The sequence below is a fragment of the Pedobacter sp. W3I1 genome (assembly GCF_030816015.1).
In the GTDB taxonomy this organism is placed as follows: domain Bacteria; phylum Bacteroidota; class Bacteroidia; order Sphingobacteriales; family Sphingobacteriaceae; genus Pedobacter.
The window spans coordinates 874,567-887,832 of the sequence record NZ_JAUSXN010000001.1; the positions used below are offsets into that span (position 1 = coordinate 874,567).

The 13,266-nt window shown below is 38.2% G+C and carries 10 protein-coding genes; 4 read left to right on the forward strand and 6 right to left on the reverse strand.

The features are described 5' to 3' along the window. Nucleotides 1-266: 266 nt before the first annotated feature. Nucleotides 267-890, reverse strand: a complete 624-nt coding sequence (locus QF042_RS03825) for an HAD family hydrolase (protein WP_307525499.1) — start codon at nt 888-890, stop codon at nt 267-269. Nucleotides 891-968: 78 nt separating this feature from the next. On the opposite strand from QF042_RS03825, the gene QF042_RS03830 reads away from it, so the two are divergent. The 4 genes from QF042_RS03830 (at nt 969) to QF042_RS03845 (ending at nt 4,647) form a co-directional block, all read left to right on the forward strand. Beyond that, nucleotides 969-1,196 (forward strand): YtxH domain-containing protein, encoded by a 228-nt coding sequence (locus tag QF042_RS03830; RefSeq protein WP_307525500.1) that lies wholly within the window; start codon nt 969-971, stop codon nt 1,194-1,196. Between the two features lie 61 nt (nt 1,197-1,257). Then, nucleotides 1,258-2,658 (forward strand): MBL fold metallo-hydrolase RNA specificity domain-containing protein, encoded by a 1,401-nt coding sequence (locus QF042_RS03835; RefSeq protein WP_307525502.1) that lies wholly within the window; start codon nt 1,258-1,260, stop codon nt 2,656-2,658. 147 nt (nt 2,659-2,805) lie between these two features. Beyond that, complete coding sequence (locus QF042_RS03840) at nt 2,806-3,492, forward strand: bifunctional 2-polyprenyl-6-hydroxyphenol methylase/3-demethylubiquinol 3-O-methyltransferase UbiG (RefSeq protein WP_307525505.1); 687 nt, start codon at nt 2,806-2,808, stop codon at nt 3,490-3,492. Between the two features lie 150 nt (nt 3,493-3,642). After that, nucleotides 3,643-4,647 carry an LLM class flavin-dependent oxidoreductase gene (locus tag QF042_RS03845; protein ID WP_307525507.1) on the forward strand — a complete coding sequence of 335 codons (1,005 nt, stop codon included), beginning with the start codon at nt 3,643-3,645 and terminating at the stop codon, nt 4,645-4,647. Between the two features lie 117 nt (nt 4,648-4,764). Here QF042_RS03845 and QF042_RS03850 read toward each other — a convergent pair whose 3' ends face one another. The 5 genes from QF042_RS03850 to QF042_RS03870 form a co-directional block, all read right to left on the reverse strand. Further along, nucleotides 4,765-5,841, reverse strand: coding sequence for a DUF5694 domain-containing protein (locus tag QF042_RS03850; protein WP_307525509.1), 1,077 nt, complete (start codon nt 5,839-5,841; stop codon nt 4,765-4,767). Nucleotides 5,842-5,993: 152 nt separating this feature from the next. Beyond that, complete coding sequence (locus QF042_RS03855; RefSeq protein WP_307525511.1) at nt 5,994-7,133, reverse strand: M28 family metallopeptidase; 1,140 nt, start codon at nt 7,131-7,133, stop codon at nt 5,994-5,996. A 391-nt stretch (nt 7,134-7,524) separates the two neighbouring features. Then, on the reverse strand, nt 7,525-9,678 hold the full coding sequence (locus tag QF042_RS03860) for a DUF6607 family protein (protein ID WP_307525513.1): 2,154 nt from the start codon (nt 9,676-9,678) through the stop codon (nt 7,525-7,527). Nucleotides 9,679-9,755: 77 nt separating this feature from the next. Then, a complete protein-coding gene (locus QF042_RS03865; RefSeq protein WP_307525515.1) occupies nt 9,756-10,466 on the reverse strand; it encodes a DUF4198 domain-containing protein in 711 nt (236 codons plus the stop codon). Between the two features lie 67 nt (nt 10,467-10,533). Continuing rightward, nucleotides 10,534-12,963, reverse strand: coding sequence for a TonB-dependent receptor (locus tag QF042_RS03870; protein ID WP_307525518.1), 2,430 nt, complete (start codon nt 12,961-12,963; stop codon nt 10,534-10,536). Nucleotides 12,964-13,266 lie beyond the last annotated feature (303 nt).

The window sequence follows — 13,266 nt, forward strand, 5'->3', positions numbered from 1 at the left end:
ATAGTTGTAGGAAGCCGCTCTCCTAGTCATTTTATATCTTTATCAAGAGTGTAAATGAACATTCAGTGCTGTTGGGAAACAGCAGGCACTTTATATACTAGCTCTACCAGTTTTGCCCTTCGACTACGCTACCATTGCAGATTCTTATAGAAAAATCGTCATCTCGACTGTAGCTCAGCGAAATGGAGAGATCTATACCCGTTAGATTTCTCGACTACGTTGTACTCCGCTCGAAATGACGACACTCCGAGAAAAATATGGTTTAATTACTGCCCTGCTGCGGCGTGAAGATTACTCAAATCAGTTCCCCTAAAAGTGCTTTTGGCGTTTGGATACAGATTTTCCGGATCGAGTAAAAAAGTACTTATCCCGAGTTCCAGTCCGAATTTAATTTCCGATTCCGCATCATCACCTATAATTAAAATATCATCTGGATTTAAGCCATATTTGTCAATCAGCAGTTTAAAAGCTTCCTTTTTGTTGGTGGTTGAAACATCCACAACGTGTACTTCCTCAAAATCATCAGTGATGCCCAACATCTTTACTTTTGAAGTTTGCTGTTTTGAAAAACCCGCCGTTACAATAAATTTCCGGCCGCTAAGGCTTTTAATGTAATGGTAATCATTACTTATCTTTAGTGGTTTAGTTACTCCGCGGTTTTGCAGATAAGAAAGCACATCGGGCATTACTTCTTCCCTAAAACCATATTTTTTGGCCACTTTTTGAAAAGGTGTTCTGAGCATTTCCTGTTTGGCAAGCTGAAAATTTTCATTACTGATCCCTAAATCCAAACTTTCTAAGAAAGTGTATAACTCACCCATTAACAGCTCTTCGTTGGGCCTGGTAAAATAAATGGTATTGTCTAAATCGATAAAAAAAATATGTTTCATGTAAGTGGAATGATTTATGTTGTAATAAACCAAAACAACAAGTGCCAATTAATGTTTAATTATTAAAGATTTAAAGTTATGACAAAGGAAACAAAAATTATAGTAGGCGTATTAGCTGGAGCAGCACTTGGTGCAACAATCGCGTTGGCATTATCTTCAGATTCTACCAGCGATTTAAAAGGTAAAGTATCAGAGTGGTTAGCTGATATTTTAGATGCTTCCAAAGATAAATTAACAGGACTCGCGGAGAAAGCCACCAGTGTTGTAGACAAGGTTAAAGATAAAGCAGCAGAAATAAATGCGTAAAGAATTGGAAGTGCCGGAAATATCCGGCATTTTTATGCTATAAATTCTAACCAACATTTAAATGAACATTGCTTTTCATGGTGCCGCCCGTACCGTTACGGGGAGTAAGCACCTTATTACTTTAAAAAACGGCACTCAAATATTATTAGATTGTGGCTTATTCCAGGGGATGGGCCACGTTACTGATAAATTAAACGATTATTTTGGTTTCGAGGCAAAAAAGGTTACATATCTCGTTTTATCTCACGCACATATAGACCACTGTGGCTTACTGCCCAAATTGGTTGCAGAGGGCTTTGAAGGAAGAATTTTCTGTACCTCAGCAACGATGGATCTTGCCCGTATTTTAATGATGGATTCTGCAAAAATCCAGATGCAGGATGCTGAGTTTTCTAACCGCCACCTGCACAAGGGTGAAGAAATGGAAGAGCCACTTTATACAGAAGAAGACGTTACCAAAACGCTTAGTCAGATGAAGATTGTGGAGTATGAGGAGGACTTCGAGATTGAAGCAGGCATTCGGTTAAGGTTTACCGATGCAGGCCATATTTTAGGTAGTGCTGCGGTTCACCTTACCATTACAGAAGACGGAAAACCTACACGGATTACCTTTTCAGGCGATGTTGGCCGTTATGGCGATCTGCTTTTAAAAAGCCCGCAACAGTTTGATCAGGCCGATTATATTTTAATGGAATCTACCTATGGCGATTCTCTGCATAAAGATCTCGATCCAATTGAAAACATGCTTTTAGAGATCATTAACAACACCTGCAAGATTAAAAAAGGGAAACTAATTATTCCAGCTTTTGCCGTTGGCCGTACTCAGGAGTTACTTTATGCACTAAATGGGCTGGAGTTAAAGGGTAAATTACCTGATGTTCCTTACTATGTAGATAGTCCTTTATCATCAAAAGCAACTGAAATTCTTAAAAACCATCCTGAAGTATACAATAACGGTGTTAAAGAAATTTTAAAGGTAGATCATGATATATTTAGTTTTAAAGGCTTGCGTTTTATCGAAAGTGTAGAAGAATCGAAAGCTTTAAATGCCGATCCAAGACCGTGTGTAATTATTTCGGCATCGGGCATGGCAGAGGCTGGCCGGGTAAAACACCACATCAGGAATAACATCAGTAACCAGAAAAATACCATTTTAATGGTGGGGTATTGCGAACCTAACTCGCTTGGTGGTAAATTAATTGCCGGACAAAAAGTAGTGGAGATTTTCCGTGATGAATATGACGTTAAAGCCGAAGTACAATCGATAAAATCGATGAGTGCACATGGTGATTATGAAGATTTATTACATTTCTTATCAGGACAGGATCCGGCTAAAGTTAAACAGCTGTTTTTGGTACATGGCGAATATGAAGTACAACAACATTTTGCCGGCAAACTGAAAGATGCAGGCTTTAAACATGTGGCCATTCCCGAATACCATCAGGTATTTGAAATTGAGTAACTTTAAGGTGCTGGTCTGGATTTGTAATCCGGACCTTCATGATTTGTAATTGACTAACTTATAACTTATTTGCTGTAATGATGGTTTTTTGATTGCTCATTTTCTTTAAACTTTAGTCTTTCAGCTTTCCTCCCTATCTTTGCCTACATGGATGTTTTTGGTAAAGCGTTAACAGATATTTACAGAACAGGTGAGGCTGATGTCCTTTGGTTGCATAATTCATATGGGGAGCCAGAAGAAATGCCTTTAGAATTCTTCTTTCGTGATGATGAAGATATGCCCGTTCTGGAACTTCAGGCGTTACACATGTGCAGCGGTAAGGTGTTGGATATCGGTGCCGGAGTAGGCAGTCATGCTTTACTTCTGCAGGCTTTTAATATTGATGTTACGGCTATTGATATTTCTGAAGCAGCAGTAAATATTATGAAAGACCGTGGTGTAAAAAAAGCATTCATACAAGATGTTTTTACCTATCAGGAGAAATTCGATACCATTATTATGCTCATGAACGGCATTGGTTTAACAGGAACTTTGCCCGGTTTTAAGGATTTCCTCCTCAAATTAAAAGACCTCATCAACCCTAACGGACAGGTAATTTTCGATTCTTCTGATATTGCTTATTTATATGAAGATATGCCGAAACCGCAGAACCAATATTATGGCGAGGTATCTTATCAGTACGAATATAAAGGCGAAAAAGGCAATTGGTTTAACTGGATTTATATAGATGAAGAAACCATTAAACAGATTGCGAAAGAAACGGGATGGGATACTGAATTGATTTTTGATGATGGCGAAGATCAGTATTTGGTCAAACTAACTCCAAACTCCTAAAGGGGCTTTATTCTTCTTTAAATTGAATTTTAGTGTTTTTCTGTTTTCGCTTTAGTCCCCCTTAAGGGGGTAGGGGGTAATCTAAAAGTCATAAAGCTTTTCGCACTCCTGTTTTAAATGAGCAGGCTCATAAATTTGTATAATACGAATATGAGTAATACAAAAATAAAACTAAGTGTGTTAGATCAATCACCGGTGCGCAAGGGCGTTACTGCCCGTCGTGCTATTGAAGAAACCACTATACTTGCACAAGAAACTGAAAGGTTAGGATATCGTCGTTTTTGGGTTTCAGAACATCATAATACCACCAGTTTAGCGGGTTCTACCCCCGAGATCTTAATTGCGCACCTGGCCAATCACACTAAAACTTTAAGAATAGGTTCTGGAGGCATTATGCTGCCTAACCATAGCTCATTAAAGGTTGCAGAAAGTTTTCGATTGTTAGAGGTGATGCATCCTAACCGGATCGACCTGGGGATGGGCCGTGCACCAGGTACGGACCGTATTACGGCTTCGATGCTTAACCCTTCAAATAATTGGAGCGAGCAGGACTTTGTAGAACAACTGCGCGAGCTGCAACATTACCTGCACGACACCTCGGATGGCGGTATTCAGGCGAAAATAAAAGCTATTCCGATTGCCGAAACCGTTCCACAGCAATGGCTTTTGAGCAGTAGCGGACAAAGTGCTTTATTTTCGGCTCACTTTGGAATGGGCTTTTCTTTTGCACATTTTATTAACCCGCATGGAGGACCGCAGGCTGTTCAATACTACCGGGAACATTTTAAGCCCTCGGTTGATTTGTCAAAACCAGTTGAAAATGTAGCGCTTTTTGTTTTCTGCTCAGAAGATGAAGAAAAGGTAAAACAGCAGGAGGCTTTAATGGCTTATCGTTTTCTTCAGCTAGAAAAGGGTGGAGGATTAACTTCGGTGGGTTGGAACGATATTAAAGATATCAGTTATAATGCTACAGAGCAGGAACGGATTAACGCCAATAAACCCAGAATGATTTATGGTACACCAGCGGTAATTAAAGAAAGGCTTACCAAACTTGCTGCTGATTATGATGTAGATGAACTGATGGCCGTTACCATTACCGAGCATTTTGAAGACCGGATAAAATCTTATGAGTTACTTGCGGAGATGTTTTTGTAAACATATAAGTTGTTAGTTCGGTTGAAACGGAAAGACCAAAGCAAGACTGCTGTTGATTAAAACTAAAAAAAGCCCCATTGCTAATGCAATTAGGCTGAGAATGCGCGTATCATTAAATTAGCGTAGATCGTTATAGTTGATAATTTTAATTTCGGGGTTTTTGGCTAAGATTTCTTCCATCCATTTGCGGTGCGAGGCACCAACACCAACCACAACCCTTGTTGCTTTTTTCGCCTTTGCCTGATCGATAATGTTTTTACACATACCTTCGTTTCTTAAAGTCCATTGCGCAATCATCTCTTTTACCGTTTCGGTAGGGAAACCTGCATAACCATAAAAGTGACGGCCACCATAAAAATTCCAGGCTTCATCCAATACACCATATTTTACGGTATTCATTCCTGCATATGGATCTGCACTAAAAACCTTCTCTTCATCAGCATTATAGCTCCAGTATTTTTCTATTGCTTTAACGGTAAGGGCTTCTGGCGAGATGGTGTCGGCCTTGGCTTTATTTAACAGAATTTTATATAAAGAATCTGTTTTACCCCAGGCTTCACTCCATGGTTTATCATAAGTTTGGCAATCCATGTTGTAAATTCGATCTTGTTTTAATTGGTAAATAAGGGGAAAATAGATTTTGCTATACTCACTTCCAGGTCTGCAGAACCCTTTTTTCTTTAATGAATCGGTATTTCCGAACATTTTTGCATATTCAACCTGTTCTTCTTTACCAAAGCTTTGTTTCATATAATTTTCGAGTACAAAAATCTGGTAATCGGCATTTCCCCTGTCCCAGTTTTTAGCATAATTAACGGCTAAATTCATTCTGGTTTTATGGTAGTAAGCGAATGAGGCGAGTGCTTTCCGATCTTTTTTTATTTGTGCATTAATATTATTTGGTGATGCCAGATTTAATTTTTCCAAATAATCATGCCCTTTTCTAAACGATTTTTTTGCCCAGTTGCTTTCTTCCAGTTTAGCGTAATCGCCCTGGGGCAGGTATTCGCCAAAAACCATATCCGGGTTAAAGTTTTTAAGTTTATCAATGATCGTCTGAAAGTTTTGTGTCGATTTAGAATTGTCGTGGGCGGAGCCTACTATTACAATTTCGATTTGGTTCTGGGCATTCGATTTAACCGCAACTGCGATTAACAATAAAAATACCAAGCTGAGTTTTTGTATAGTTGTCATAATGAATCTTGTTTTTGTTGATTCAAAGATGAGCATACACACTTTGCTGTTATATTTAATTATCCCAATGGCTTATTATATTATCCCAATCGGAGAAATTCACAATTTAACGGTTTGTATCGTGATTTAAGGGTTTCGTCATAAAAATGAAGTTATTCCATTAGTTTCTGGTTAAATCCAACGATCAGTTTAAACAGATCTTTATACTCGGTAAGCGGCAACGTTTCAGATTTATCGAATACGTCGTGATAGGCAGACGGACCACCCTGGGTGTAGATGAAGAATGCCGGAACACCTTTTTCGGTAAAGAAATAGTGATCACTGTTGGCTGCTTTACCTCTGGAGTTTATTTTTGGGATATAATGATTTTGGTTGTTGATTGCGTTTAGCAGCGCAAATGCTTTGGGGTAAACGGATGCATTAACTACCGTCATGCCGGCTTCACCGGTTCCAACCAAATCTAAGTTGATCAGGAATTTAATCTTGCTTAAAGGAATTAAAGGGTTTTCTACAAAAAACCTCGAGCCCAACAGTCCAGCTTCTTCGGCTGCAAAACAGATGAAGCCAATGGAATAGGGCTGAGGATTGGCAGCGTAATATTTGGCGAGGCTCAATAAAGTGGCTACACCTGCAGCGTTATCGTTTGCCCCGGGGAAATAGGTGTCTGCACCCATGCCACCCAAATGATCGTAATGCGCGGTAATGATTAACAGGGAATCAGGAAATTTAGTACCCTTAACTAAACCACAAACATTGGCAGCTTCAAAATTCGGAATGAATTTATTTTCAATATCAACATTAATTTCTTTTGGTATTGCTGTAAAGTTCTTTTTATTGAGCTGGATTGTTGTTATATCTCCAACTTCGGTAGCTACAGACCAGGTTAATTTATCTTTTAGTAAAACCTGTAAAGTAGGTGCGGCCTGAAAGTGAACGCTGTCGCGCTGGGTTAACGCTGCCTTTTGTTTAACACCGGGACTTTCGTTATTCACAATGAAATCTTTACCGGGAATGAGTTTTTGGCCATTAACGGCTACCATCATTTTTCCTGGAAAAGTATTTACAGGGAAATTAAAAGTCTGTTTATAATTCGGCCCCATCGGCAAAAGACCGATTTTCTGATAAGCTTCAGCGAGGTAAGCGGCAGATTTTTTCATTCCGTCTTTGGTACAACCTCTGCCCCAAAATTCTTTTGAAGTAAGTGTATTAATTACATTTCTGGTATAGGTAGAATCTTGGGCGAAAGTGTTGATTGCTAAAAACAGGAAGATGATGAAGCCAAATTTTTTCATCCCGAAATTTAATAAAATAAAGTAGTTGTTGGTCGGGATTTGTAATCCCGATATTGGAGTTAAGGATTTTTAATCTTTTAGGTGGATTACAAATCCACAATTCATCCAGCCGAAATTGCAAATCTCGACTAACATTACGTTTGGTCTTTAATCCAAAGAACTACAGACCCAAGTTAAATAAACCTGATAAAGCGTAAAGCCCGGAACGAGGTACGAGTGAGGACTTGCAGCGATAGCAGGACTTTAGCAACCGAAGTGCGCCGAACTTTGATTTTCATAGTAACTGACCGCTTAAACCATCATAGCGCAATGGATAATGAGGCATTTAGTAAAAAAGATGCTTGATGGCAATGCGATTAACCATCAAGCATTAATTATAAAAACAATTGTTTTACTTTACCAGATAAGGCTGTAAAGCAGTTTTAATTTTTTCTTTGTTTTGTGCGGCTGTCCATTTTTCTTTGATAGATTGATCGCCCAGGTTAAAAAGGGTTTCGTAAAGCAATTTACCATTGGCCATCGTCTGTACTTTAAATGTACTTTGCGAATCAATAATGTCAGCCCAAACGCCACGTACGTCTGCCCAAAAAGTATGCTGACTGGCCCACCATTTTTGCGCATAAGCAAAAGTTTTAGGATCTATTTTCGTAAATTCCTCATAACCTTTTTCAACGGCCAATAGTTTATCACCACTGGCAGCGCGCACAATTTTTTTATTGTCCTGCTCAAACATCCAACCATTTTTAGTGATGGTAATTCTGCTACCACGGTTTAATACATTGTAATCTTTACGCACAGTAGATTCTCTTCTTGGTAATGGAGAATCGGTTTCGCTTGACCAAGAATCGTGACCTCCAACATGGCTCCATGTACCATAGCCCTGGTAACGTGGGCTATCATCAACCTGATAAACTTTTTGTGTCCATTTTCCTTTCACATCAGCAGGAGTTAAATTGCCTTTTTTCCATGCATTACCTTCGGTATAAAGCATAATGTTGGTATCTTCATAAGTCCAGTCCTGGCGCCAGTGTTTAATAACCGTACTATCGTTAATGGCCAGCATGTGTTGAATTACAATTCTTTTTGGCTCATCTACAATAATTTCTGCCCATTCGTTGCCATGGCTTTCGTAAGGCTTACTGAATTTGTAGTTTGGATCCGGAGCGGTAACTTCACCATAGTTGAAATTCACTTCATAAAAACCAGCTAAAGATTTTATTGCTTTTCTATCCTTTTCCAGTTTTTCTTCCGGAGTGTCAACTTTTGTTTGTGCATCAGCATTAAGGGTAATCAAACCGGTTAATACTAAAATTAGGTTTAAAAATTTCATTTTATTATGAATTAGGTGTGTGTTTGGTTTACTGACAATGCGGTTTTTCTTTTTTCCTTTTCCCCACCAGATAATAAATCCGGTTATGGGTAGGCTTGCTGCAATTAAACTGGCAAAAAAGGCCAATATTTTTCCTGGTAGCCCTAAAATGGCCCCTACATGAATATCGTAGTTCATGCCAATAACAGTTTCGCCCCCATTTTTTTCAGATTGGTTTGTTCTATGTAATAACTTGCCCGAGTACTGATCGAACTGTAAAACATCGTAATTCCAATAAGTTTCTTCGCCACGGTAACCTGTGGCATTAATGGTTGCTGTACCGCCTCCCGCTGGCGACATGCCAATGCGGTCTTCGTTTTTAAAGATCTTTTTAGCCTGATCAAAAGCGATATCGAATGGAACAGCTCTAATGGTTTTTGTTGAATCTGATTTTATTTCTACCACTTTTGGTGGGGTAGTGCTTCCAGATGCCACTACATAAACGGTTGCCTGAAACCATTGAAATGCCCAAACCAAACCAGTTAAAGCCAGCATTAAACAGATTAACATTGCATAAAAGCCCAACACATTGTGCATATCGTAATTAATGCGTTTAAATTTGGCCTTCCATTTTACTTTAAAACTCTTATCAAAGTTCGATTTTTTGAGATTTTTCGGCCACCACATCACCATGCCTGAAATGAGTAGAAATACAAAGATGAAAGTAGACCAACCAATAATCTGTTGACCAATGGGATGATTGATCAGTAAACTCCAGTGGATCATTTTAACAACTGAAAAAAACTCATATTTATGATCGGTAACCAGGGTTACTTTTCCGGTATATGGATTTACCAGTACCAGGTCGTAGTAATCAATTGAATCGAAGTACCAGAAGGCTTTAGGATCGCCTGCTTTATAGGTGCTAAATTCCCATGCCCTTTCTGGCGCCTTGTAAGTAGAAATAAAACCAATTTTCTTTTTATTGCCTAATGCTTTTTCGGCATTGGTTTGTAGTAAGCTTAATGGTAAGGTTTTAGCATTTGAAGGAACATCAACAAAATATGCTTTGCGGTGGATGAGCTCAGTAATTTCTTTTTGAAAAACGTACATGCATCCGGTAACGCCTAACATCAATACAATTAAGCCCGATGTTATGCCCAGCCACAGATGCAGCCAGTCGCTGATCCGACGTAGTCGCGATTTTTTGTTTTTTGATTTTATTGTTGGTGCCATTAGCAAGCTGTATGAATAAAAGAACCAATTAGCCCCTTTCAGGACCAATTGGCTTTAAATTTTATAAAAAATTACGACTACTTAACTTCAGTAGTGTAGGTTACTAAATGCCAAACTTTATCGTAATCTTTTCCATTTAATTTTCCAGGGGTTTTATCTTCTGTAAAAGCTTCTAGAAAATAGTTTCCTTTTTGTTCCGGCTTGAAAGTGAATTTTCCTTCTGCATCGGTTTCGGTAGACTGTGCTTTTCGCTCGGCATTTACAAGGGTTAATTTTTGTTTCGCAAAAGGAGCTTTATTGTAGATTACCTGGTGAACCGAGGTTTCGCCTACTTTCAAAGCATGTTTATCCGGTCTGATGGTTAATGCTGCAGTTGCAGGGAAAGCACTGTTTATTTTTGAATTTCCGACAGCAACATCTGCAAAAGCATAATATTCAATTTTAGCTTTTTCATAAATGTCAGCAACTTCATGAACTACAGAAAGTTTATAAGTGCCTTCTTGATCTGGAGTGAAGCTTGCTTTAAAGAAACGTATATCAGGAGCTGTGGTTAAAGCCCTAGTTGTTCCGTTTGGAGCCGTTAAAATCAGGCTGAATTCTTTTAAGTTACTAAACCATTTTGCTGCAGAATCAGGCTCGTTGCTTTCGTATTCTCCGAAAAAAACTTTCACTTCCTGTGCCTGTCCTTTTTTGCCTGTTGAGGCTGTTTCTATCCATAAAGCATGAGCAAATACACTCGAAATGCTAAAGGCCAGGAAGAAAAATAGTAATGAGATTTTAGTTTTCATATTTTCTGGGTTGGGTTTTGAAAATCAGGAGAGACTGATCTGATTCAGCTTCTCCTGATTGATTTAATTAAAATTTATAAGTAATACTTCCAGTGAAGGTTCTCAGGTCCTGAGCGTTCATAGTACTGTAACCTGTCCAGTATTTTTGATTGGTAAAGTTGTCTGCTTTTACTCCGATCCTGAATCTTGAATGATCGTAAAATACTGAAGCATTGAAAACCTCAAAAGCAGGTAATATAAATACCCCCTGGCTTACACTATTTACAATTTTATTGTCGCTGGCATAATTACCACCGGCACCTAGTCCAAAACCTTTAAGCGAGCCAGCATTGAATTTATAACTGATCCATAAATTTGCTGAGTAGGGTGCTGCTGAATAAGCATCTCTTCTGCCTTCTACATCTGGCGATGCATTTTCTAAATGGTTATCGTTATAAGCAAAACCTGCAATAATATTTAAACCGTCAACAGGATTTGCAATAACTTCAGCTTCTATACCCTTACTAATTTTATTGCCATCCTGAATTTGTGCATTGGGATTATTAGCATCTTGATTATAACCCCTAACGATATCTTTAACTTTAATATAATAGTAAGATACAGAGCCAGTTAATTTGCCGTTAAAGATATTCGTTTTAATACCGCCTTCCATTTGGTTTGCCTGTTCGGCTTTAAAAGAATCACCTTTATAATCGATGCCATTAACGTTGTTAAAGCCATTCTGGTAATTGGCAAATAACGATAACTGATCTTTAATCGGCTGAAATACCAAACCGAATTTTGGAGAAAAAACAGTTTGTTTGTAAGCACCTTTGGGAGCCGAGCCTGCACGATCAGAATTACCTTTGTTGTCGAACCTGTCTACTCTTAAAGCTGCTAAGGCGATTAATCTATCTGTTACGCTAATTACATCAGAAACATAAGCACTATATGTATTGGTTTTGAAGTTATATGGATATTTAGAAACATTAGGAAGTGCTGCATAAAATGCTGCTAAATTAGTTTCGGTAAAGTTGTTGTAGTTGGCGCCAGTTCCATTTTTATTGGTGATGTCAAAAGTATCGATCGAATAAAATAACTGATCAGAATTCTGACGTAAAAAATCCAAACCTAAAACAACTCTGTTTTTAATTGAACCTAGGTTAAAAGCACCATTAAAGTTTTGCTGTACTTCGTAAGTAAAGATTTTGCTATTATCAGTAGATTGATCTGCTCTGGATAAATTATCGGCACCAGGACTGGCCTTAGGATCGAAGTAGCTGTTCGGAACCAGGAACAGGTATGTGCCGCGGCCATTAGAGAAACTATAATTGCTCGAGAAGCTGGTATGCGACGACCAGTTATCATTAAACTTATAATTAGCCTGTCCGAAGAAGTTTGAGCTATTGTATTTCTGTTTCATGGCATCACCCGTAAAAGATTTGTCATAAGCTATTCCTGCTTGGTCTGCTCTATCAAAACCGAGTTGTGCGATTGGGAAATAAAAGAAAACAAAAGGTTTTAACGTATTTCTACCATTGGCAATTTCTGCATCAAAAACAAAGTCCAATTTGTCATTTACTTTGTATGATAAACTTGGTGCGATAAAGAAACCTTTATCATAAACATTCTCCTGAAAAGAACCTTTATAATTATAAGAAGTATTTAAACGGGCATAAATGTGGTTATCTTTATCAACAGGAAAATTGAAATCGGTACTCACCCTGTTAAAATCGTAGCTGCCTGTCGAAAAGCTTACCGCACCTCCAACGCCTTCAAAAGGTTTTTTGGTAATGCGGTTAATTAAACCACCGTATGAGGTTAATGTACTACCGAATAAAGTAGCAGATGGACCTTTAATAAACTCTACATTTTCTAAGTTAGCGGCATCGTTACGGCCAGTTACGTTACCGGCAATTCCGTTTCTCAGTTTCGCTTGTGCAATAAAACCTCTTGATGCGTAATAAGCACCACCATCACCTCCACGAGAGGTCGATTCCCACATTTTTTGAACACCGGTGGCATTGCGGGCAGCATCATCAACCGAAAATACCAGCTGATCGGCCATTGTTTCTTTCGTAATCGTAGTATATACCTGCGGATTTTCTAAGTTGTTAAGTGGCATTTTCGAAACAAATTCACTTTTCTTAGTGATATACTTATTTACCCCTTGATTAATATTTACTTCGTTAAGTTGATTTGAATTTTGGTTGATTACAAAATCGACAGTTTTGTTCTCGCCAGCGGTAATAGCCACTGGTTTTTCTATATTTTGGATTCCAACAGCCGATACCCTCAAGATATAAGCGCCTGGTTTAACTCTTTGGATTTCGAAAATACCCTTTTCGTTGGTTACATTCCCCAGGCCTTTTCCTTTTAAACCAACCGAAATGTAAGCGGCAGGTTTACCATCAGAAGTGGTAACTGTGCCGCTTATGGTCGAAAACTGTTGGGCAAAGGAGAGTAGACTGGCAAAAGTTAAAAAAAACGTTATACAGAAAAGTCTGATTTTAGGCATGATAATATTTATTTGGATTAATTCTAAACTGCTGCAAAATAACGGTAGAAAATCGTATTATCCAAATTATTTTGAATTATTCTAAATAGGGTTGGAACGATCTGTATTGGCAAAGATTTTAATTAGCAGGAACTCATTGCCTAAAACATTAGTTTATCGTTTTAGTTGTAAATTTATACGGTTTTTCTGATAAAATCTGCTTGTTAATTAATTAGTAAAATGTATTCCAAAAATGACTGAAAATATGATATAATTTCAGTTAAAAGTGCCATTACGTATAATGGAGGCGTATTTTGTGTTGAA

Coding starts and splice junctions, on each gene's coding strand:
- QF042_RS03825 (WP_307525499.1), bottom strand. CDS start 890: ATGAAACATATTTTTTTTATCGATTTAGACAATACCATTTATTTTACC.
- QF042_RS03830 (WP_307525500.1), top strand. CDS start 969: ATGACAAAGGAAACAAAAATTATAGTAGGCGTATTAGCTGGAGCAGCA.
- QF042_RS03835 (WP_307525502.1), top strand. CDS start 1,258: ATGAACATTGCTTTTCATGGTGCCGCCCGTACCGTTACGGGGAGTAAG.
- QF042_RS03840 (WP_307525505.1), top strand. CDS start 2,806: ATGGATGTTTTTGGTAAAGCGTTAACAGATATTTACAGAACAGGTGAG.
- QF042_RS03845 (WP_307525507.1), top strand. CDS start 3,643: ATGAGTAATACAAAAATAAAACTAAGTGTGTTAGATCAATCACCGGTG.
- QF042_RS03850 (WP_307525509.1), bottom strand. CDS start 5,841: ATGACAACTATACAAAAACTCAGCTTGGTATTTTTATTGTTAATCGCA.
- QF042_RS03855 (WP_307525511.1), bottom strand. CDS start 7,133: ATGAAAAAATTTGGCTTCATCATCTTCCTGTTTTTAGCAATCAACACT.
- QF042_RS03860 (WP_307525513.1), bottom strand. CDS start 9,678: ATGGCACCAACAATAAAATCAAAAAACAAAAAATCGCGACTACGTCGG.
- QF042_RS03865 (WP_307525515.1), bottom strand. CDS start 10,466: ATGAAAACTAAAATCTCATTACTATTTTTCTTCCTGGCCTTTAGCATT.
- QF042_RS03870 (WP_307525518.1), bottom strand. CDS start 12,963: ATGCCTAAAATCAGACTTTTCTGTATAACGTTTTTTTTAACTTTTGCC.